General features: G+C 57.0%; 19 protein-coding genes. 11 read left to right on the forward strand and 8 right to left on the reverse strand.

The features are described from left to right. Positions 1-312: 312 nt before the first annotated feature. Both xthA and N7V53_RS00920 read left to right on the forward strand, forming a co-directional pair. Positions 313-1,119 (forward strand): exodeoxyribonuclease III, encoded by an 807-nt coding sequence (gene xthA, locus N7V53_RS00915; RefSeq protein ID WP_279791595.1) that lies wholly within the window; start codon positions 313-315, stop codon positions 1,117-1,119. Then, positions 1,119-1,538 (forward strand): pyrimidine (deoxy)nucleoside triphosphate diphosphatase, encoded by a 420-nt coding sequence (locus N7V53_RS00920; RefSeq protein ID WP_279791596.1) that lies wholly within the window; start codon positions 1,119-1,121, stop codon positions 1,536-1,538. The genes xthA and N7V53_RS00920 overlap by 1 nt, the downstream gene beginning before the upstream one ends. Here the strand turns inward: N7V53_RS00920 and N7V53_RS00925 are convergent. Next, positions 1,504-1,791: a DUF1496 domain-containing protein gene (locus N7V53_RS00925; RefSeq protein ID WP_042713116.1), complete on the reverse strand. Its 288-nt coding sequence runs from the start codon at positions 1,789-1,791 to the stop codon at positions 1,504-1,506. The two genes, N7V53_RS00920 and N7V53_RS00925, sit on opposite strands and share 35 nt — an antisense overlap. Before the next feature lie 236 nt (positions 1,792-2,027). Between N7V53_RS00925 and gdhA the strand changes: the two genes are divergently transcribed. After that, entirely contained in the window at positions 2,028-3,371 is a 1,344-nt protein-coding gene (gdhA, locus tag N7V53_RS00930) for an NADP-specific glutamate dehydrogenase (RefSeq protein ID WP_279791598.1), read from the forward strand. 105 nt (positions 3,372-3,476) lie between these two features. On the opposite strand, the gene N7V53_RS00935 is transcribed toward gdhA, so the two are convergent. Next, positions 3,477-5,414: a DNA topoisomerase III gene (locus N7V53_RS00935; protein WP_279791600.1), complete on the reverse strand. Its 1,938-nt coding sequence runs from the start codon at positions 5,412-5,414 to the stop codon at positions 3,477-3,479. Between the two features lie 4 nt (positions 5,415-5,418). Beyond that, positions 5,419-6,462, reverse strand: a complete 1,044-nt coding sequence (gene selD, locus N7V53_RS00940; protein ID WP_128483090.1) for a selenide, water dikinase SelD — start codon at positions 6,460-6,462, stop codon at positions 5,419-5,421. Positions 6,463-6,725: 263 nt separating this feature from the next. Here selD and phoC point away from each other — a divergent pair, with 263 nt between their 5' ends. Continuing rightward, positions 6,726-7,472, forward strand: a complete 747-nt coding sequence (phoC, locus tag N7V53_RS00945) for an acid phosphatase PhoC (protein ID WP_270220772.1) — start codon at positions 6,726-6,728, stop codon at positions 7,470-7,472. Between the two features lie 98 nt (positions 7,473-7,570). Here phoC and N7V53_RS00950 read toward each other — a convergent pair whose 3' ends face one another. Then, on the reverse strand, positions 7,571-8,122 hold the full coding sequence (locus tag N7V53_RS00950; RefSeq protein ID WP_279791601.1) for an NAD(P)H nitroreductase: 552 nt from the start codon (positions 8,120-8,122) through the stop codon (positions 7,571-7,573). A 162-nt stretch (positions 8,123-8,284) separates the two neighbouring features. Here N7V53_RS00950 and sppA point away from each other — a divergent pair, with 162 nt between their 5' ends. The 3 genes from sppA (at position 8,285) to pncA (ending at position 11,870) form a co-directional block, all read left to right on the forward strand. After that, positions 8,285-10,138, forward strand: coding sequence for a signal peptide peptidase SppA (gene sppA / locus N7V53_RS00955; RefSeq protein ID WP_279791602.1), 1,854 nt, complete (start codon positions 8,285-8,287; stop codon positions 10,136-10,138). A 63-nt stretch (positions 10,139-10,201) separates the two neighbouring features. Beyond that, on the forward strand, positions 10,202-11,218 hold the full coding sequence (ansA, locus tag N7V53_RS00960) for an asparaginase (protein WP_279791603.1): 1,017 nt from the start codon (positions 10,202-10,204) through the stop codon (positions 11,216-11,218). 10 nt (positions 11,219-11,228) lie between these two features. Next, the gene (pncA, locus tag N7V53_RS00965) at positions 11,229-11,870 is read left to right on the forward strand and encodes a bifunctional nicotinamidase/pyrazinamidase (protein ID WP_023481585.1); all 642 of its coding nucleotides are present in this window, start codon (positions 11,229-11,231) and stop codon (positions 11,868-11,870) included. 323 nt (positions 11,871-12,193) lie between these two features. Here pncA and N7V53_RS00970 read toward each other — a convergent pair whose 3' ends face one another. Further along, positions 12,194-12,469, reverse strand: coding sequence for a YeaC family protein (locus tag N7V53_RS00970; protein ID WP_023481791.1), 276 nt, complete (start codon positions 12,467-12,469; stop codon positions 12,194-12,196). Positions 12,470-12,507: 38 nt separating this feature from the next. Then, positions 12,508-12,921, reverse strand: coding sequence for a peptide-methionine (R)-S-oxide reductase MsrB (gene msrB, locus N7V53_RS00975; RefSeq protein ID WP_054802950.1), 414 nt, complete (start codon positions 12,919-12,921; stop codon positions 12,508-12,510). Between the two features lie 342 nt (positions 12,922-13,263). Between msrB and gapA the strand changes: the two genes are divergently transcribed. Further along, the gene (gene gapA, locus N7V53_RS00980; protein ID WP_023481291.1) at positions 13,264-14,259 is read left to right on the forward strand and encodes a glyceraldehyde-3-phosphate dehydrogenase; all 996 of its coding nucleotides are present in this window, start codon (positions 13,264-13,266) and stop codon (positions 14,257-14,259) included. 74 nt (positions 14,260-14,333) lie between these two features. Continuing rightward, a complete protein-coding gene (locus N7V53_RS00985; protein ID WP_279791604.1) occupies positions 14,334-15,218 on the forward strand; it encodes a D-hexose-6-phosphate mutarotase in 885 nt (294 codons plus the stop codon). A gap of 44 nt (positions 15,219-15,262) precedes the next feature. On the opposite strand, the gene N7V53_RS00990 is transcribed toward N7V53_RS00985, so the two are convergent. Beyond that, positions 15,263-16,117 carry an aldo/keto reductase gene (locus N7V53_RS00990; RefSeq protein ID WP_279791606.1) on the reverse strand — a complete coding sequence of 285 codons (855 nt, stop codon included), beginning with the start codon at positions 16,115-16,117 and terminating at the stop codon, positions 15,263-15,265. A 91-nt stretch (positions 16,118-16,208) separates the two neighbouring features. Next, a complete protein-coding gene (locus N7V53_RS00995; RefSeq protein ID WP_023481831.1) occupies positions 16,209-16,955 on the reverse strand; it encodes a MipA/OmpV family protein in 747 nt (248 codons plus the stop codon). 434 nt (positions 16,956-17,389) lie between these two features. Between N7V53_RS00995 and yeaG the strand changes: the two genes are divergently transcribed. Continuing rightward, complete coding sequence (yeaG, locus tag N7V53_RS01000) at positions 17,390-19,324, forward strand: protein kinase YeaG (RefSeq protein ID WP_042714617.1); 1,935 nt, start codon at positions 17,390-17,392, stop codon at positions 19,322-19,324. Between the two features lie 68 nt (positions 19,325-19,392). Next, positions 19,393-20,667, forward strand: a complete 1,275-nt coding sequence (locus tag N7V53_RS01005; RefSeq protein ID WP_279791611.1) for a YeaH/YhbH family protein — start codon at positions 19,393-19,395, stop codon at positions 20,665-20,667. Positions 20,668-20,763 lie beyond the last annotated feature (96 nt).

The following is a 20,763-nucleotide window of genomic DNA, read 5'->3' on the forward strand; positions in this document are numbered from 1 at the left end:
ACGTTATTTCAATAACTTACAACCCGGCGCCATTCACTTATCATGCATAAAAAGTGAATAATTTTAGATATTGCGGCCAACCAGGGCGGGATTTAGCGATAGTTTATGCATTTATAAAATTTAATTCTGGAACTGTGACTCTCCTCGAAATTAATTCTGCCAGAACGCCCCATTTTGGCGCAGCGCGCCCTGAAAAGAGGCAACTGGCCTGATTTTTGCGCAGGCGCGATGGGCTTCGGAATAAGTGGCAGTGATTGAAAGTAAACTCTGATAACATTCCTGCATCTTTCACTCCCTTAAGTGGCTGCGACTATGAAATTTGTCTCGTTCAATATCAACGGCCTGCGCGCCAGACCCCACCAGCTTCAGGCAATCGTCGAACAACACCAGCCCGATGTGATCGGTTTGCAGGAGACGAAAGTCCATGACGATATGTTCCCCCTCGAAGAGGTGGCACGTCTCGGTTACAACGTCTTCTATCACGGGCAAAAGGGTCACTACGGCGTGGCGCTGCTGACCAAAGAGACGCCTGTAATGGTGCGTCGCGGCTTCCCGGACGACGACGAAGAGGCACAGCGCCGCATCATCATGGCGGAGATCCCCTCCCCGCTTGGCAACATCACTGTTATCAATGGCTACTTCCCGCAGGGTGAAAGCCGCGACCATCCGACCAAGTTCCCGGCAAAAGAGAAGTTCTACCAGGATCTGCAACACTTCCTCGATAACGAACTGAAGCGCGAGAACCCGGTGCTGATTATGGGTGATATGAATATCAGCCCGACGGATCTGGATATCGGCATCGGGGAAGAGAGCCGTAAACGCTGGCTGCGTACCGGCAAATGCTCCTTCCTGCCGGAAGAGCGTGAGTGGATGGAACGCCTGAAAAACTGGGGGCTGGTGGATACCTACCGCGAAGCCAACCCGGACACCACGGATCGCTTCTCGTGGTTTGATTACCGCTCAAGAGGCTTTGATGACAACCGCGGCCTGCGTATCGATCTGCTGCTGGCGAGCCAGCCGCTGGCAGAGCGCTGCATGGAGACCGGCATCGATTACGATATCCGCGGCATGGAAAAACCCTCCGACCATGCACCGGTCTGGGCGACCTTCAAACTCTGATGACGCAGACGCTAAAAAGCATCGACGTGGTCGCCGCCATCATTGAGCGCGACGGCCATATTCTGCTGGCGCAGCGCCCGCCGCACGCGGATCAACCCGGGTTATGGGAGTTCGCGGGCGGCAAGGTGGAAGCGGGTGAAACGCAGCCGCAGGCGCTGGTGCGCGAGCTGCGTGAGGAGTTGGGTATTGAGGCGGTTCCGGCGTGCTTTGTTGCCAGCCACCAGCGGGAAGTTTCCGGGCGGCTGATTACCCTCCACGCCTGGCACGTGCGCACCTTTGCAGGCGAGCCAACGCGCCATTATCACAGCCAGCTTGCGTGGGTGACACCCGCCGAGGCGCTCAACTATGCGCTGGCTCCGGCGGATATCCCCCTGCTGGAGGCGTTCAGGGTTTTACGCGCCGCCACACCAGCGGATTAGTGGAGATCGTTCGTTCATCGCGCTGGCACTGCAACAGCACGCCTTCCATTTTGATCACCGACCCTTCGCTGTAATTTTGATTACCGTAGACGCAGCACTGCATGCAGGGCTGTGTCGTTTGCGTCTGCCCGCCGCTGCTGAATACTTCGGCCGGGACATTCACTTCCACACCCGGTGACGGGTAGCGATCCGCCAGCGCGCTGCCCGATGCGATCAGCAACAACGCGGCGGCAACGCCTGTAAATCGGCTCATAGCCTCTCCTTTTTGATTGACTGCACTTATTACTATAACGGATCTATTTTCCGGGACTTTAGTTTCCCGCTTCATCGTTTTTCATTATGACCGTAAACAGGTTCTTAATTTATCTGATGAGCGAGATTTTCCCTTGCGGCGTGGCCTGTCGCCGATGTTATAGTCGAAAAGCGCCCGTTTTTTGCGCATTGCAAACACAACAACACTCATCAACATAATAAGAGACGCTTATATCTATGGATCAGACCCCCTCTCTTGCAACATTCCTTGATACCGTTCATCAGCGCGATCCGCACCAGCCGGAGTTCTCCCAGGCCGTTCGCGAAGTGATGAGCACCCTCTGGCCCTTTCTCGAAGCCAACCCGCGCTACCGTCAGCTTTCGCTGCTTGAACGTCTGGTTGAGCCGGAGCGCGTGATTCAGTTCCGTGTCGCCTGGGTAGACGATCGCAACCAGGTGCAGGTTAACCGCGCGTGGCGCGTGCAGTTCAGCTCCGCCATCGGCCCCTATAAAGGCGGCATGCGTTTTCACCCCTCGGTAAACTTATCGATCCTCAAGTTCCTCGGCTTCGAACAGACCTTCAAAAATGCCCTCACCACGCTCCCGATGGGCGGCGGTAAAGGCGGCAGCGATTTCAATCCTAAAGGCAAAAGCGATGGCGAAGTGATGCGCTTCTGCCAGGCGCTGATCACCGAACTTTATCGCCACCTCGGCGCGGATACCGACGTGCCTGCGGGCGATATCGGCGTGGGCGGGCGCGAAGTGGGCTTTATGGCCGGGATGATGAAAAAGCTCTCCAACAACACGGCCTGCGTCTTTACCGGAAAAGGCCTCTCGTTTGGCGGCAGCCTGATCCGCCCGGAAGCGACCGGCTACGGCCTGGTCTACTTCACCGAGGCGATGCTGGAGCGCCACGGCCTTGGCTTTGAAGGGATGCGCGTGGCGGTTTCCGGCTCCGGCAACGTTGCCCAGTATGCGATTGAGAAAGCGATGTCGCTCGGCGCGCGCGTGATTACCGCCTCTGACTCTGCGGGAACGGTGGTGGACGAAGCAGGCTTCACGGCAGAAAAACTGGCGCGCCTGTGTGAGATCAAGGCGAGCCGCGACGGCCGGGTCGCTGATTATGCGCGCGAGTTTGGCCTGACCTATCTGGAAGGGAAACAGCCGTGGTCAGTGCCGGTCGACATCGCGCTGCCCTGCGCCACGCAGAATGAGCTGGACGTTGAGGCCGCGCAGACGCTTATCGCCAACGGCGTCAAAGCGGTGGCCGAAGGGGCTAATATGCCGACCACCATCGAAGCGACGGATCTCTTCCTCGATGCGGGCGTGCTGTTTGCCCCGGGCAAAGCGGCGAATGCTGGCGGCGTGGCAACTTCCGGTCTGGAGATGGCGCAGAATGCGGGCCGCATGAGCTGGAAAGCCGAAGAGGTGGATGCCCGTTTGCAGCACATCATGCTGGATATTCACCAGGCCTGCGTAGAGTACGGCGGCGAAGAGAAGCAGACGCATTACGTGCGCGGCGCGAATATCGCGGGCTTTGTTAAAGTCGCCGACGCGATGATCGCCCAGGGCGTGATTTAACCGCAGCGCATTGCCGGATGGCGGCGTATCGCCTTATCCGGCCTACGGGCTGTCACGCTGTTGTAGGCCCGATAAGCGCAGCGCCATCGGGCATTGCTGACGGGATTACGAGGCAGGCGCTTCCGCTGCGGGCGGGCGTTTCTTACTTTTTCCTTTGGCGAAGGATTTTTTCTTATCGCCGCCGGGTGCCACCAGGCCGCGGAACTGCCGCACCGGGGTGCTGCGCGCCTGGTGGATCAGCTCATGCAGCGTGCCGACCAGCGGTTGCATAAAGTCCTGGTAACGACACTCCTTTTCGCTGATCTGCGTCAGCACCGACTCCCAGTGCGCGGTCATATCCGGCCGCGCCGCCATCTCCGGCAGCGAGTGGATCAGTGCCCTTCCTGCGTCGGAGGAGTGAATATAGCGCCCTTTCTTCACCAGAAAGCCGCGCTTAAACAGCAATTCGATAATGCCCGCGCGCGTCGCTTCCGTGCCTAATCCATCGGTGGCGCGCAGGATCTTTTTCAGATCCTTATCCTGCACAAAGCGCGCAATACCGGTCATCGCAGAGAGCAGCGTCGCATCGGTGAAATGGCGCGGCGGCTGCGTCTGGCGCGCCACTACTTCGCCCTTCTCACACAATAGCTCATCGCCCTTTGCTACCACCGGCAGCGGCGTGCCGTCATCATCTTCATCGCGCTCTTTCGCGCCAAGCAGCGTCCGCCAGCCCGCTTCCGCAAGGAAACGCGCTTTGGCGATAAACTTGCCGTTGGCGATATCGAGATCAATCTGGCACTTGCGGAACACCGCATCCGGGCAGAACTGCATCAGATATTGCCGCGCAATCAAGTTATAGACTTTGGACTCGTTATCGCTGAGGCTCACCTTCGAGCTGCGCGCGGTCGGAATGATGGCGTGGTGAGCATCCACCTTTTTGTCATCCCAGCAGCGGTTGCGCGTATCGGGGTTGACCACCGGCTGCGGCAGCAGATCGGCGGCGTGCACGCCAATCGCGTTCAGCACCGCATGGCGACCGGCGAAGTGCTCCTCCGGCAGATAGCGGCTGTCGGAGCGCGGATAGGTAATTAATTTGTGGGTTTCATAGAGCTTCTGGCAGATATCGAGCACGTTCTGCGCGCTCAGGCCAAAACGCTTCGCCGTCTCAATCTGTAGTGAGGAGAGGGAGAACGGCAGCGGTGCCAGTTCTGATTCCCGTTTATCGTTATAAGCGGTGACCATCGCTGGTTGACCGCTGATGCGGTTAACCACGTGCTCCGCGAGCGCGCGATGCAGCAGACGCCCCTCTTCATCCTGGTAAGGCTCACAGGCATCGCTCGGCTGCCACAGGGCGGTAAAGCGCTCCCCGGCGGGCGTCACAATGTGCGCTTTCACTTCAAAGAAATCTTTCGAAACGAAGTTCTCAATCTCTTCATCGCGCCGCACCACCAGCCCCAGCACCGGGGTCTGGACGCGCCCAACGGAGAGCACCCCCTGATACCCGGCGTTGCGGCCTAAAAGCGTATAGGCGCGGGTCATATTAATGCCGTAAAGCCAGTCTGCGCGGGCGCGGGCCAGCGCGGAGACGCAGAGCGGAATAAACTCGCTATTGGCGCGCAGCCGCCCAATCGCTCTCTCCACCGCCTGCGGGTTGAGATCGTTAATCAGGCAGCGCTGCACATGCTGGCGCTTTTCCGCCGGCAGTTGCAGGTAGTCAATCACCTCATCCACCAGCAGTTGCCCTTCGCGATCCGGGTCACCGGCATGCACCACTTCGTCGGCGTCGGCAAGCAGACGCTTAATAACGTTGATCTGCTTCAGCACCGAGGGGCGCGGCTGCAGCTGCCACTTCTCCGGCACAATGGGCAAATCCGCCAGGTTCCAGCGCGCATAGCGGCTGTCATAGGCGTCCGGCTGCGCCTGCTCCAGCAGGTGACCGATGCACCAGGTCACCACCTGGCCATTACCGCACTCAATGTAGCCGTCGCCTTTGCGATGCGGCTTGGGCAACACATCGGCAATGGCGCGCGCCAGACTGGGCTTTTCGGCAATAAATAACCGCATCGACTTATCGGATCTCAATCATCGGGCGACCGCCGCGGGCGGTGACCAGTTCGCCAATGGCGCTCAGTTCAATGCCGTACTCCGCCGCCGTGGCTTTCACCTGTGCTTCAGCGTCCGGCGTCACCGCCAGCAGCAGGCCGCCGGAGGTTTGCGGATCGCAGAGCAGATTGCGCACCGCGTCGGGCATCTCGCCCATCAGATGGCCGTAGCTGGCAAAATTACGCTGCGTGCCGCCCGGTACCGCGCCCTGAGCAATATACTCTTCTACCCCCGGCAGCTTCGGCACGTCGGCGTAGGTAAGTTGCGCCTGCACGCCCGCGCCCTGGCACATCTCGCTCAGGTGGCCGAGCAGACCAAAACCGGTGACATCAGTCATTGCTTTCACGCCCTCAATATCGGCAAACGCCGCACCGGCGAGGTTCATCCGGCACATCACTTCCGTTGCCAGCCCGACATGCTCCGGCTTAAGCAGCGATTTTTTCTCAGCGGTGGTCAACACGCCAATGCCCAATGGTTTGGTGAGAAAGAGTTTGCAGCCCGCCTGCGCGGTGCTGTTTTTCTTTACGCGCTCGGTCGGCACAACGCCGGTAACGGCGAGGCCAAAAATCGGCTCCGGCGCGTCAATCGAGTGGCCACCGGCCAGCGCAATGCCCGCCTGCTGGCAGGCAAAACGCCCGCCTTCGATCACTTCGCGGGCAACCTCAGGGGGCAGCTTATCGAGCGGCCAGCCGAGGATAGCGATCGCCATAATCGGTTTGCCGCCCATCGCGAAGACGTCGCTGATAGCATTTGTCGCAGCGATGCGGCCAAAGTCGAAGGGGTTATCGACGATCGGCATAAAAAAGTCAGTGGTGCTGATTACACAGGTGCCATTACCAAGGTCGTAAACCGCGGCGTCGTCACGCGTCTCGTTGCCGACCAGAAGGTTGGGATCGAGGAATTTCGCCTGCTCGCTGTGCAGAATGGTGTCCAGCACTTTGGGGGAAATTTTACATCCGCAACCGGCTCCGTGGCTGTATTGCGTTAAACGAATAGCTTGCTCGCTCATGGAGATCTCCTGTCATTGCAATGGCGCTATGGTAGCGCCCAAACCGTAAGGTGGTAAGTGTGACTATCCGATTTCGCATCCCGTTGCTCATTAAGCGAACGAAACAGTGGAATCCACTGGTTATATCTTGAGCAATCGCTACCGCCAAACCTCACTCAGGCGCGGTTTTGCGATTCACCGCAACGTCATTTCCTAAGAATTATGACAAAAAGATGACAACAGCCACTTATGGCTGTTGCAGTCAAAAATCTAAGGAATCTCTAATGAAAAAAAGCCTTATTACCCTCTGTCTTGCGGGTTTACTTTCTGCCAACGCCTTTGCTCTTGTACCAACGGGAAATGATGCCACCACCAAACCGGATCTCTACTACCTGAAAAACGACCAGGCGATAGATAGCCTCGCGCTGCTGCCACCGCCGCCGGAAGTGGGCAGCATCGCCTTTTTGAACGATCAGGCAATGTATGAGCAGGGTCGTTTACTGCGCAATACCGAGCGCGGCAAGCTTGCCGCAGAAGACGCCAACCTGAGCAGCGGCGGCGTGGCCAATGCCTTCTCCGGCGCGTTCGGTTCTCCGATCACCGAGAAAGATGCGCCGCAGTTGCATAAGCTGCTGACCAATATGATTGAAGATGCGGGCGATCTGGCGACGCGCGGCGCAAAACAGAAGTACATGCGCATTCGTCCTTTCGCCTTCTACAACGTGCCAACCTGCAATACCAAAGATCAGGATGAGCTGTCGAAGAATGGATCCTACCCGTCAGGCCATACCTCGATTGGCTGGGCCACGGCACTGGTGCTGGCGGAAATCAACCCGCAGCGGCAGAACGAGATCCTCAAGCGCGGCTTCGACCTGGGCCAAAGCCGGGTGATCTGTGGTTACCACTGGCAGAGCGATGTGGACGCCGCGCGCGTTGTCGGCTCGGCGGTTGTCGCCACCCTGCACACCAATCCGGCTTTCCAGCAGCAGTTGCAGAAAGCCAAAGAAGAGTTTGCCGCGAGTCATAAGTAATCCTGCTGCCGGGTGACGGCAGCGTTTAATCCGGCCTGCAAACCTGCGTGGTGGCCCAGGCCGGATTAGCGCTTATCGCCATCCGGCAAAAGCGGCACTCAGAAGTGAGTAACGAACGGCGTATGATCCGGCACGGTCACCGTGGTAGAGGCTTTCAGTTGCGGGGTACCGAGGTAGAGGAAGCCAACAACCTGATCCAGTTCACCACAGTTAAATGCCTGGCGAACCTCGGGGCTGTTGGTCAGCGGGCCGGTGCGCCAGATGCCGTTAAAGCCCTGCGCCAGCGCCGCCATCTGCATCGCCATCACCGCACACCCGGCGGAGAGCAACTGCTCCCACTGCGGCACTTTGTGGTGCTCCTGGCACTTTGCCACCACGGTGATAATCATCGGGGCACGAAACGGCGAGGTGCGCGCTTTCTCAATGCCCTTTTCATCCTGGCCTGCAGCACACGCCGCCTGCTCCATCGTCTGGCTGAAGCGTTCGCGCCCTTCCCCTTCAATCACAAAAAAGTGCCACGGTTGCAGCGTGCCGTGGTCTGGCGCACGCATGCCGGCGCGCAGAATGTTATCCAGTTGCTCTCCAGCCGGAGCCGGTTCTGCCAGGCGAGAAGCACTGCGTCGGTTGACGAGAAGTTCAAGTGCGTCCATTAGTTAACCTCTTGTTGTGAAATTTGTTCATAAAATTAACATGGGCGTAGAAATTGTTACAGCGCCGGAGGCGATTCCTGCTGACAAGAGGCAGCGGGATAATTAGGATAACCACACTTTGCCGCTCGGGCAGCGGTGGCCGTTAACTCGCAGGGAGAATACATGCAAACCCTTTGGCGCATTATTGCCGGATTTTTTAAGTGGTGCTGGCGACTGCTGAACTTTACCCGCAACCTGGTGATGAACGTTATCTTCATCGTGTTGATCTTAGTGGCAGTCGGCGTATGGATGCAGATGAGCGACAGCAAAGCAGAGCGCAGCGGGCGCGGCGCGCTGCTGCTGGATATCTCCGGCGTGGTGGTCGATAAAACCTCCGCCAGCGGTCGCCTTGGCGCACTGGGTCGCCAGCTGTTTGGCGCCAGCTCCGATCGTCTGCAGGAGAACTCACTCTTCGATATCGTCGAAACCATCCGTCAGGCACAGCAGGATCGCAACATTACCGGCATTGTGCTCGATCTGAAGAATTTCGCCGGGGCCGATCAGCCCTCAATGCAGTACATCGGTAAAGCGCTGCGCGAATTTCGCGACAGCGGCAAACCGGTCTATGCGGTGGGCGATAACTACAGCCAGGGCCAGTACTACCTTGCAAGCTTTGCCAATAAGATCTGGCTCTCGCCGCAGGGCGTGGTCGATCTGCATGGTTTCGCCACTAACGGCCTCTACTACAAAGCGCTGCTCGACAAACTGAAAGTGACGACCCACGTCTTCCGCGTCGGCACCTACAAATCCGCCGTTGAGCCGTTCATTCGCGACGATATGTCCCCTGCCGCGCGCGAAGCGGACAGCCGCTGGATCGGCGAGCTGTGGCAAAACTACCTCAACACCGTGGCGGCCAACCGCCAAATTACCGCCCAGCAGGTCTTCCCTGGCGCGCAAGCGATGCTCGACGGCCTGCGCAAAGTGGACGGCGATACGGCGAAATATGCGCTGGATAACAAGCTGGTTGATGAGCTGGGCTCTGCCGCCGACGCAGAAAAAGCGATGGTGAAACAGTTTGGCTGGAGCAAGGAAGATAAAAACTTCCGCGCCATCAGCTTCTATGACTATCAAACCAAAACGCCGGCCGATGTCGGCGGTACCGTGGCGGTGATCTTCGCTAACGGCGCAATTATGGATGGCGAAGAGACGCCGGGGAACGTGGGCGGTGATACCACCGCGGCGCAGATCCGCGATGCGCGTCTGGATGATAAGGTCAAAGCGATCGTCCTGCGTGTCAACAGCCCGGGCGGCAGCGTCAGCGCCTCCGAGGTGATCCGCGCTGAACTGGCCGCTGCCCGTGCGGCAGGCAAACCGGTTGTCGTTTCGATGGGCGGCATGGCAGCCTCCGGTGGGTACTGGATCTCGACACCAGCCAACTACATTGTTGCCAACCCGAGCACCCTGACCGGCTCCATCGGCATCTTCGGCGTGATCAATACGCTGGAGAATAGCCTCGACAGCATCGGTGTGCATACGGATGGCGTTGCCACTTCGCCGCTGGCGGATGTGAGCATGACCAAAGCGCTGCCTGATGAAGTTCAGCAGATGATGCAACTGAGCATTGAGAATGGCTATAAGCGCTTTATCACGCTGGTGGCGAAGTCGCGCAACAGCACGCCGGAGCAGGTGGATAAAATTGCGCAGGGCCACGTCTGGACCGGTCAGGATGCGAAAAACAACGGTCTGGTCGATGCGCTGGGCGACTTCGATGACGCGATTGCTAAAGCCGCAGAGCTGGCGAAGCTGAAACAGTGGCATGTTGATTACTACGAAGAGGAGCCAGGTTTACTGGATCGCGTGGTGGACAGCATGACCGGCTCGGTGCGTGCCATGCTGCCGCAGGCGTTGCAGGCTTATCTGCCTGCAACGCTGGCCAGCGCAGCGCAGGAAGTGAAAGCCGAAACGGATAAACTGGCGGTGTTTAACGATCCGCAGAACCGTTATGCGCTGTGCCTGAACTGCGCCACCGTTCGCTAATTTTTCCTTACGCATCCCCTCCGCCGGAGGGGATTTTTTTTATTCAGTCAGAACCTACTTACCATGAAAAAAAAATCCATTTACGTAGCCTACACGGGCGGCACCATCGGCATGCAGCGTTCAGAGCATGGCTATGTGCCGGTTTCCGGCCATCTGCAACGCCAGCTGGCGCTGATGCCTGAGTTCCATCGCCCGGAGATGCCCGACTTCACCATCCACGAATATGCCCCGCTGATGGACTCCTCCGATATGACGCCGGAAGACTGGCAGCATATTGCGCATGATGTGAAGGCGCACTACGACGAGTATGACGGTTTCGTGATCCTGCACGGCACCGACACCATGGCCTACACCGCGTCCGCGCTGTCGTTTATGCTGGAAAATCTCGGCAAGCCGGTAATTGTGACAGGGTCACAAATTCCGCTGGCGGAACTGCGCTCCGACGGGCAGATCAACCTGCTTAACGCGCTCTATGTAGCGGCGAATTTCCCCATTAACGAAGTGACCCTCTTTTTCAACAACCGTCTCTATCGTGGCAACCGTACCACCAAAGCCCACGCGGATGGTTTTGATGCTTTTGCCTCACCGAATCTCTCGCCGCTGCTGGAAGCGGGTATTCATATTCGCCGTCTGGGCACGCCGCCTGCGCCGAGCACCGTGGGCGAACTGATCGTTCATCCGATCACCCCGCAACCGATTGGCGTGGTGACTATCTACCCGGGTATTTCTGCCGATGTGGTGCGCAACTTCCTGCTGCAGCCGGTAAAAGCGCTGATCCTGCGCTCCTATGGTGTGGGCAATGCGCCGCAAAACCGCGAGTTTCTTAAGGCGCTGCAGGAAGCGAGCGAGCGCGGCATCGTGGTTGTGAACCTGACCCAGTGCATGTCCGGTAAGGTCAATATGGGCGGTTATGCTACCGGTAACGCCCTCGCCCATGCAGGCGTAATTGGCGGCGCGGATATGACGGTCGAGGCGACGCTGACTAAACTGCACTATCTGTTAAGTCAGGATCTGGACGCGAATGCGATCCGCACCGCGATGACGCAAAACCTGCGCGGTGAACTGACCCCGGACGAGTAAGGAGTTAACGATGAAAGCACGCGCTCTGCTGCTGGTCGATCTGCAAAACGATTTTTGTGCCGGTGGCGCGCTGGCCGTTGCGGGCGGCGACAGCACCGTGGATGTGGCAAACACATTGATACCGTGGTTTAAAAGCCGCGGCGAGCCGGTGCTGACCAGTATGGACTGGCATCCGGCGAATCACGGCAGTTTCGCCAGCCAGCATGGTGTTGAACCGTTCGTTACTGGCGAGCTGGAGGGATTACCACAAACCTTCTGGCCCGATCACTGTGTGCAAGGGAGCGAGGGCGCGGCGCTGCATCCGCTGCTCGATCGGCAGGCCATCGATGCGGTGTTCCACAAAGGGGAAAACCCGCGTATCGACAGCTACAGCGCCTTTTTCGATAACGGCCACCGTCAGCAGACGGCGCTTCACGACTGGTTGCAGGCGCATGGCGTTCGTGAGCTGGTAGTGATGGGCTTAGCCACCGATTATTGCGTGAAGTTTACGGTGCAGGATGCGCTACAGCTTGGGTATGAGGTGAATGTGATTACCGACGGTTGCCGCGGCGTAAACCTGCATGCTGACGACAGCGCACAGGCGTTTATGGCGATGGCAAGCGGCGGCGCAACGCTCTATACGCTGGCGGACTGGCTGGAAACACAGGGGTAAGTGTTGCTGATTCCCGCGCACTGCCTGATGGCGGCTGCGCCTTATCAGGCCTACAAAAGCGTGGCACTCCGTAGGCCGGATAAGGCGTTTACGCCGCCATCCGGCAATCCGCGCCGGGTCCGAAAACCTGCCTGATGGCGGCTTCGCTTATCAGGCCTACAAAAGCGTTCCACTCCGTAGGCCGGATAAGGCGTTTACGCCGCCATCCGGCAATCCGCTCCGGGTCCGAAAACCTGCCTGATGACGCTGCGCCTTATCAGGCCTACAAAAGCGTGCAAGCCCGTAGGCCGGATAAGGCGTTTACGCCGCCATCCGGCAGAGCGTCAGGATTTGAAGGTGGCGATCGGTTTGGGCGTGATGCCAAACTCCTCTTTCAACTGCTGTTTGCTCTTCATCACCATCTGCCCGTTGGTATCGATGGTCATATGCTGCGCCTGCACGTTATTGCGCGCCTGCCACAACATCACCAGTTGCAGACTGTTCTCTTTCTGCTCCGGCGTCAGCGCCACGCCGTCGGGCCATTTTCCCAGCTCAACTGCCGTCGCCAGACGCTGGTAAATCTCCGGCGTCATATTGCTCACGATCTCATCAATATTCATCTTACTCTGCTCTCTGGAATAATAGCTGAATCGATTTTTCAACCGCGAGTCTGGTCGCCATTCTCTTCATCGGTAAAGCTCAACGACGCCGAGTTGACGCAATAACGCTCGCCAGTTGGCTGCGGGCCATCCGGGAAAACGTGCCCCAGATGCGCGTCGCACTTACCGCAGCGGATTTCCACCCGCTGCATGCCGTGGGAGTAATCATTGATATAACGAATCGCCTCTTCGCTCACCGGCTCGTAGAAGCTCGGCCAGCCGCAGCCAGAATCATACTTGGTCTCGGCGCTGAAGAGCGCAGCATCGCACACCAGGCAGTGGTAGACGCCATCGCGCTTGTTGTGCAGCAGGCGTCCGCTAAACGGCGGCTCGGTGCCATGATTTTGCGTTACGTAGAACTGCATTTCGGTCAGATCGTTTTTCAGATCGTCCTGGGAGGAATTATTCGCCATTTGTTTACATCTCGCGGTCATGATTCGACAACTTATCAGCCTGATTCTAACAAAACATTAACACTCAGGGCTCGACTTTTGTTCTAAACTTAGCAGTTGCGATAAAGCAGCCAGGGAATTGTGATGAGTCTCACACTTTTATCTTTAGTGACCTTTAAAATCTTGGGCGGCACCCCATATGGGGAAGATGCTCAAAGGGAAAGTGAGATTAATCAGTCTGACCACGGACATGCGGATGATTGATTTGTCGCAATGATTGACACGATTCCGCTTGACGCTGCGTAAGGTTTTTGTAATTTTACAGCCAACCTTTTATTCACTAACAAATAGCTGGTGGAATATATGACTATCAAAGTAGGTATCAACGGTTTTGGCCGTATCGGTCGCATTGTTTTCCGTGCTGCTCAAGAGCGTTCTGACATCGAAATCGTTGGTATCAACGATCTGTTAGATGCGGATTACATGGCGTACATGCTGAAGTACGACTCCACTCACGGTCGTTTCAACGGCACCGTTGAAGTGAAAGACGGCCACCTGGTTGTTAACGGCAAAACCATCCGTGTTACTGCTGAGAAAGACCCGGCTAACCTGAAGTGGAACGAAATCGGCGTTGACGTTGTTGCTGAAGCTACCGGTATCTTCCTGACCGACGAAACTGCTCGTAAGCACATCACTGCCGGCGCGAAAAAAGTTGTTCTGACCGGTCCGTCCAAAGACAACACCCCGATGTTCGTGCGTGGCGCTAACTTCGAGAAATATGCAGGCCAGGACATCGTTTCCAACGCTTCCTGCACCACTAACTGCCTGGCTCCGCTGGCGAAAGTTATCAACGACAACTTCGGCATCATCGAAGGTCTGATGACTACCGTTCACGCGACCACCGCAACTCAGAAAACCGTTGATGGCCCGTCTCACAAAGACTGGCGCGGCGGCCGCGGCGCAGCTCAGAACATCATCCCGTCCTCTACCGGCGCTGCTAAAGCAGTAGGTAAAGTTCTGCCGGAACTGAATGGCAAACTGACCGGTATGGCGTTCCGCGTTCCGACTCCGAACGTATCCGTTGTTGACCTGACCGTTCGTCTGGAAAAAGCAGCGTCCTACGAAGAGATCAAGAAAGCCATCAAAGCCGCTTCTGAAGGCGAAATGAAAGGCGTTCTGGGTTACACCGAAGACGACGTTGTTTCTACCGATTTCAACGGCGAAGTTTGCACTTCCGTGTTCGATGCTAAAGCAGGTATCGCACTGAACGACAACTTCGTGAAACTGGTCTCCTGGTACGACAACGAAACCGGCTACTCTAACAAAGTTCTGGATCTGATCGCTCACATCTCCAAATAAGTTGAGATGGTAAGCTTTCTGAAAGGGCGACTTCGGTCGCTCTTTTTTTGTTTTGAAGACAGAGGATTGCGTTAATGATTACTAAAATTTTTGCACTTCCGGTAGTCGAACAAATCACGCCGACGCTCTCGCGCCGCACGCTGGATGAACTCGACGTGCTGGTTGTCGATCATCCGCAGGTAAAAGCCGCGTTTGCTTACCAGGGCGCGCACCTGCTGTGCTGGAAACCGCAGGGTGAAGAAGAGGTACTGTGGCTGAGCGGCAACACGCCGTTTAAAGAGGGTGTGGCGATCCGTGGCGGTGTGCCGATTTGCTGGCCGTGGTTTGGCCCGGCGAAAGAGCAGGGTCTGCCGTCGCACGGTTTTGCCCGCAACCTGCCGTGGGCGTTGCAGGCGCATAACGAAGATGAGAGCAGCGTAGTGCTGACCTTCGAACTGCAAAGCAGCGACGCGTCGCGCCAGCACTGGCCGCACGACTTCACCCTCTTCGCCCGTTTCAAACTGGCAGCAACCTGCGAAATGGAGCTGGAAGCACACGGTGAGTTTGAAACCACCTCTGCGCTGCACACCTACTTCAACGTTGGCGATATCGCAGACGTCAAAGTAAGCGGCCTCGGCGATCGCTTTATCGATAAAGTGAACGACGCCAAAGAGGATGTACTGGCCGACGGCGTGCAGACCTTCCCGGATCGCGTCGACCGCGTCTACCTCAACGCCGAGGGTTGCAGCCTGATCCACGACGCGAAGCTGAATCGCGCGATCGAAGTGACTCATCACCACAACGCTAACGTCGTTGCCTGGAACCCGGGTCCGGCGCTCTCCGTCAGCATGGCCGACATGCCGGATGATGGCTACAAAACCTTCGTCTGCGTCGAGTCGGTCAATGCGACCGTGGCGCAGAAAGCGAGCGAAGAGAAACCCTCCCGCCTCGCGCAGACCATCCGCGTCGTTAAACGCTGATCGCCCTGCCTCCCCTCTCCCGCCGGGAGAGGGAATTGCCTGCCTTACACCACATCAAGCGCGGTTTTGCCCTTCGGTGCCGGAAACGCCGCGTCCAGCTGTTGCATTTCCTCATCACTGAGCACAATAGCAAGCGCTGCGGCATTCTCTTCAACGTGTTTGATGCTCGATGCTTTCGGAATTGCCATCACGCCCTGATGATGGATCACCCACGCCAGTAAGATTTGCGCCGCGCTGGCGCGATGCGCGTCGGCAATCTGCTGCACCACGCTGTTTTCCAGCAGACCATCTCGCAGCCGCCCGGCCTGTGCCAGCGGGCAGTAGGCCATTACCGGCATCGCCTGCTGCTGACACCACGGCAGCAGATCGTATTCAATACCGCGCGAAGCAAGATGATAGAGCACCTGATTGGTGGCGCAGGCGTCACCGCCGCTCACCTGCATCAGTTCCTGCATATCGCTGTAATCGAGATTGGAGACGCCCCAGCGGCGAATTTTCCCCTGCTGGATAAGCTTCTCCATCACCTCAACGGTTTCCGCCAGCGAATAGTTCCCGCGCCAGTGCAGCAGATAGAGATCGAGCGCGTCGGTTTTCAGCCGTCGCAGGCTCGCTTCGCAGGCGGCAATCGCTTTCTCCCCGCCCGCGTTCCACGGGTAGACTTTGGAGACCAGAAACACCTTATCGCGCAGGCCGCCCCGCAGCGCCTCGCCGACCACCTCTTCTGCCGCGCCATCGGCGTACATCTCTGCGGTGTCGATAAGCGTCAGGCCCAGATCGATGCCCGCGCGTAGTGCAGAAACCTCCTGCTGCCGGGCGTGGGCGTTTTCACCCATATACCATGTGCCCTGCCCGATGGCGGGCAGCAGCGTGCCGCCGAGGCGTACCGTTTTCTCTGCCATCTTCTCCTCCTGGGTTAATCGCACCACCATAAAACAAAACAGGGCCATAGGCCCTGTTGGATTGCACAACATGCACTGTAGACGTGCACAATCAGAAGCGGTAGGTCACACCCGTCGAGAGCAGACCAGACCACGATTTATCCACCATCGGGCTGTCTTTGATCTCATCAGATAGGTGCGAGTAGCGGCCGGTGCCGTAAACGCTCCAGTTGTCCGCGAAACGGTAGCTGACGGTCAGCTCGAGGTACGGATCCCAGCTGCTGTCGGGATCGTAGCTCGACAGCCCGCTGCGGCGCGATTCTGAACGCGATACGCCGTAGTAGTATTCGTTCTGGTTATCGCTGCTCCACTCGACGCCGATACCCGGCGTCACGGTCAGACCGCCGTTGGTGTAGTTGTAAAGCCAGGCCAGATCCCACACCACGCCGTTGCTGTTATCCAGCACGTCACCGGCAAGGGTGGTGCGCAGGAAACCATACTGCGTGTTATGGATATAGCTTAAACCGGCCATTGCCGTCGATTTGCGGCGATCGAGCTGGCGCAGCTGAATGTTGTCGCTATCTTTCGGCTTGAACTGCCACGGTGAATAGAAAGCCATCACCGACAGTTTGTCCGCTTCGTCATTCCATAAATAGTAGCCGCCGCCGATGCCGCGGAACCAGAAGTCATCGCTCTCATAGGTCACAACCGGAAGCGGCGTTACGCGCGTGTCGTACTCCTTATAAGGAGACTCCATCACGCCCACACCCGCACCGAGAGAAAAATTGCTTTCTGCATTGGCCGCGCAGGCAGAGATCGCCGTCACTACGCCCAGTGCCAGGAGTTTGAATTTGGTCACAGTCCTTTCTTTCCTGTTCGTCAAATAATTGGCGGATGAAGTGTAGTCGCCCCGCGCACCCCGCCCAACTCTTTTTGTCTGAAGATTACAAAAAATTAACTTTCTACTCTGAAGCGGAGTTATGACGCTCCCATTACAGCGTTATGAAACAACGATGAAAGCGCTGGCTGCGGCTTATGACAAAAACAGGATTTTTAGGATGAGTTATTGATATGCCATTGAAATTGGTTTTGGGGCGCATGCAAGATTTGCAAAGCCTTCTACGCTTAAATTAAGAAGATGATTTACCTGATCCGCGCTCAGTTGTTGGCATGCAACCTGGCACAAGGGTTGCTCGGTGACTAAAAGCGTCGTTCAGCTAACGCTTCCGGGAGCCTCCATTACTCATACGAACGGCTCTTAACCTGTGCTAAAAAACGAAAGGACGGCATGCCATGAATATATTCGATCACTATCGCCAGCGCTATGAAGCTGCCAAGGACGAAGAGTTCACACTGCAGGAGTTTCTTGCCATCTGTAAGCAAGATCGCAGTGCCTATGCTAACGCGGCAGAACGGCTATTGATGGCCATTGGTGAGCCCGTGATGGTTGACACCGCTCAGGAGCCACGGCTTTCCCGTCTCTTTTCGAACCGGGTTATCGGACGCTACCCGGCGTTTGAAGAGTTCTATGGTATGGAAGAAGCTATCGAGCAGATTGTCTCCTACCTCAAGCACGCCGCGCAGGGGCTTGAGGAGAAGAAACAGATCCTCTATCTGCTCGGCCCGGTCGGGGGCGGTAAATCCTCGCTGGCTGAACGCCTCAAATCCTTAATGCAGCGCGTGCCAATCTACGTGCTGAGCGCCAACGGCGAGCGCAGCCCGGTCAACGACCATCCGCTCTGCCTGTTTAACCCGCAGGAAGATGCGCAGATCCTCGAAAAAGAGTACAGCGTGCCGCGCCGCTATCTCGGTACCATTATGTCGCCGTGGGCGGCAAAACGGCTGCATGAGTTTGGCGGCGATATCAGCAAATTCCGCGTCGTCAAAGTGTGGCCGTCGATTCTGGAGCAGATCGCCATCGCCAAAACCGAACCGGGCGATGAGAACAACCAGGATATCTCCGCGCTGGTGGGTAAAGTCGATATCCGCAAACTGGAAAACCACGCGCAAAACGACCCGGACGCCTACGGTTACTCCGGCGCGCTCTGCCGCGCCAACCAGGGGGTGATGGAGTTCGTCGAGATGTTTAAAGCGCCGATCAAGGTGCTACACCCGCTGCTGACCGCCACTCAGGAGGGGAACTACAACGGCACCGAGGGGATCTCCGCCCTGCCGTTTAACGGCATCATTCTTGCCCACTCCAACGAATCGGAATGGGTGCAGTTCCGTAACAACAAAAACAACGAGGCGTTCCTCGACCGTGTCTACATCGTCAAGGTGCCGTACTGCCTGCGCATCTCGGAAGAGATGAAGATTTACGAAAAACTGCTTAATCACTCTGAGCTTTCCCACGCGCCGTGCGCGCCGGGGACGCTGGAGACGCTGGCGCGCTTCTCTATCCTGTCGCGCCTGAAAGAGCCGGAAAACTCCAGCATCTACTCCAAAATGCGCGTTTACGACGGCGAGAGTCTGAAAGATACCGATCCGAAAGCGAAATCCTATCAGGAGTACCGTGATTACGCCGGTGTCGATGAAGGGATGAACGGCCTTTCAACGCGTTTCGCCTTTAAGATCCTCTCGCGGGTATTTAACTTCGACCATGTGGAAGTGGCGGCCAACCCGGTACACCTCTTCTATGTGCTGGAGCAGCAGATTGAGCGCGAACAGTTCCCACAGGAGCAGGCCGAGCGCTATCTCGAGTTCCTCAAAGGCTACCTGATCCCGAAATACGCCGAGTTTATCGGCAAAGAGATCCAGACCGCCTATCTCGAATCCTACTCGGAGTACGGGCAGAACATTTTCGACCGTTATGTCACCTATGCCGATTTCTGGATTCAGGATCAGGAGTACCGCGATCCCGATACCGGACAGCTGTTTGACCGTGAATCGCTCAATGCGGAACTGGAGAAGATTGAGAAACCGGCCGGGATCAGTAACCCGAAAGATTTCCGTAACGAGATCGTCAACTTTGTGCTGCGCGCCCGCGCCAATAATAGCGGCCGCAACCCGAACTGGACCAGTTACGAAAAACTGCGCACGGTTATAGAGAAGAAAATGTTCTCCAATACCGAAGAGTTGCTGCCGGTCATCTCCTTTAACGCCAAAACCTCGACCGACGAGCAGAAAAAGCATGATGACTTTGTCGACCGCATGATGGAGAAAGGTTATACCCGCAAGCAGGTGCGCCTGCTGTGCGAATGGTATCTGCGGGTTCGTAAATCCTCATAACAGCACCACCCCGGCCGCGCCCCGTGCGCGGTCTGTTGCAAAGTTGGCATACGCAGCGGGAGGGAACTATGACCTGGTTCATTGACCGGCGTCTGAACGGCAAAAACAAGAGCGCGGTGAACCGCCAGCGCTTCTTACGCCGTTACAAAGCGCAAATAAAGCAGTCCATCTCCGGGGCGATCAATAAACGATCGGTCACGGATGTCGAGAGCGGCGAGTCTGTCTCAATCCCGACGGAAGATATTAGCGAACCGATGTTCCACCAGGGGCGCGGCGGCTTACGCCATCGCGTACATCCGGGGAACGACCATTTTGTGCCCAACGATCGCATTGAGCGCCCGCAAGGCGGCGGTGGCGGAGGCAGCGGCCAGGGCGACGCCAGCCAGGATGGTGAAGGTCAGGATGAGTTTGTTTTCCAGATCTCGAAAGATGAGTACCTCGATCTGCTGTTTGAAGATCTCGCCCTGCCAAACCTGCAAAAAAACCAGCAGCGGCAGATGAACGAGTATAAAACGCACCGCGCCGGGTATACCGCCAACGGTGTGCCAGCCAACATCAGCGTTGTGCGATCCCTGCAAAACTCCCTTGCCCGCCGCACGGCGATGACGGCCGGTAAACGTCGCGAACTGCGCGAGCTGGAGAGCAATCTGGAGACCGTCGCCAAAAGCGAACCGGCGCAGTTGCTGGAGGAGGAGCGTCTGCGCAAAGAGATTGCCGAGCTGCGGGCGAAAATCGAGCGCGTGCCGTTTATCGACACCTTCGACTTACGCTACAAGAACTACGAAAAACGCCCGGAACCCTCCAGCCAGGCGGTGATGTTCTGCCTGATGGACGTTTCCGGCTCGATGGATCAGGCCACCAAAGATATGGCCAAACGCTTCTATATCCTGCTCTATCTCTTCCTGAGCCGGACCTATAAAAACGTTGAAGTGGTCTATATCCGCCATCACACGCAGGCGAAAGAGGTGGATGAACATGAGTTCTTCTACTCGCAGGAGACGGGTGGCACCATTGTCTCCAGCGCCCTGAAACTGATGGATGAGGTGGTGAAGGAGCGCTACGACCCGGGGCAGTGGAATATCTACGCCGCGCAGGCCTCCGATGGCGATAACTGGGCGGATGACTCACCGCTGTGTCACGAAATTCTGGCGAAGAAGATCCTGCCGGTAGTGCGTTACTACAGTTACATCGAGATCACCCGTCGGGCGCACCAGACGCTGTGGCGCGAGTATGAACATCTGCAAACGATGTTTGATAATTTCGCTATCCAGCATATTCGCGACCAGGATGATATCTACCCGGTATTCCGTGAGCTGTTTCACAAGCAAAACGCTTCAAATTAGCCTCTCATTCAGCCAGTTACATAAAAATAGCTGGCTGCTTTCCTGCCTGCTTACGCAGTAACTTAGCTTACTTAACCGACCTCAATATCTACAAAA

It is taken from the genome of Kosakonia sp. HypNH10 (assembly GCF_029850615.1).
Taxonomy (GTDB): domain Bacteria; phylum Pseudomonadota; class Gammaproteobacteria; order Enterobacterales; family Enterobacteriaceae; genus Kosakonia; species Kosakonia cowanii.

Excerpts from the sequence above, each read along its gene's own strand:
- sppA (WP_279791602.1), top strand. The coding sequence starts at position 8,285 with ATGCAAACCCTTTGGCGCATTATTGCCGGATTTTTTAAGTGGTGCTGG.
- gapA (WP_023481291.1), top strand. The coding sequence starts at position 13,264 with ATGACTATCAAAGTAGGTATCAACGGTTTTGGCCGTATCGGTCGCATT.
- N7V53_RS00920 (WP_279791596.1), top strand. The coding sequence starts at position 1,119 with ATGACGCAGACGCTAAAAAGCATCGACGTGGTCGCCGCCATCATTGAG.
- N7V53_RS01005 (WP_279791611.1), top strand. The coding sequence starts at position 19,393 with ATGACCTGGTTCATTGACCGGCGTCTGAACGGCAAAAACAAGAGCGCG.
- selD (WP_128483090.1), bottom strand. The coding sequence starts at position 6,462 with ATGAGCGAGCAAGCTATTCGTTTAACGCAATACAGCCACGGAGCCGGT.
- pncA (WP_023481585.1), top strand. The coding sequence starts at position 11,229 with ATGAAAGCACGCGCTCTGCTGCTGGTCGATCTGCAAAACGATTTTTGT.
- ansA (WP_279791603.1), top strand. The coding sequence starts at position 10,202 with ATGAAAAAAAAATCCATTTACGTAGCCTACACGGGCGGCACCATCGGC.
- yeaG (WP_042714617.1), top strand. The coding sequence starts at position 17,390 with ATGAATATATTCGATCACTATCGCCAGCGCTATGAAGCTGCCAAGGAC.
- N7V53_RS00990 (WP_279791606.1), bottom strand. The coding sequence starts at position 16,117 with ATGGCAGAGAAAACGGTACGCCTCGGCGGCACGCTGCTGCCCGCCATC.
- gdhA (WP_279791598.1), top strand. The coding sequence starts at position 2,028 with ATGGATCAGACCCCCTCTCTTGCAACATTCCTTGATACCGTTCATCAG.
- phoC (WP_270220772.1), top strand. The coding sequence starts at position 6,726 with ATGAAAAAAAGCCTTATTACCCTCTGTCTTGCGGGTTTACTTTCTGCC.
- N7V53_RS00985 (WP_279791604.1), top strand. The coding sequence starts at position 14,334 with ATGATTACTAAAATTTTTGCACTTCCGGTAGTCGAACAAATCACGCCG.
- N7V53_RS00935 (WP_279791600.1), bottom strand. The coding sequence starts at position 5,414 with ATGCGGTTATTTATTGCCGAAAAGCCCAGTCTGGCGCGCGCCATTGCC.
- xthA (WP_279791595.1), top strand. The coding sequence starts at position 313 with ATGAAATTTGTCTCGTTCAATATCAACGGCCTGCGCGCCAGACCCCAC.
- N7V53_RS00925 (WP_042713116.1), bottom strand. The coding sequence starts at position 1,791 with ATGAGCCGATTTACAGGCGTTGCCGCCGCGTTGTTGCTGATCGCATCG.
- msrB (WP_054802950.1), bottom strand. The coding sequence starts at position 12,921 with ATGGCGAATAATTCCTCCCAGGACGATCTGAAAAACGATCTGACCGAA.
- N7V53_RS00970 (WP_023481791.1), bottom strand. The coding sequence starts at position 12,469 with ATGAATATTGATGAGATCGTGAGCAATATGACGCCGGAGATTTACCAG.
- N7V53_RS00950 (WP_279791601.1), bottom strand. The coding sequence starts at position 8,122 with ATGGACGCACTTGAACTTCTCGTCAACCGACGCAGTGCTTCTCGCCTG.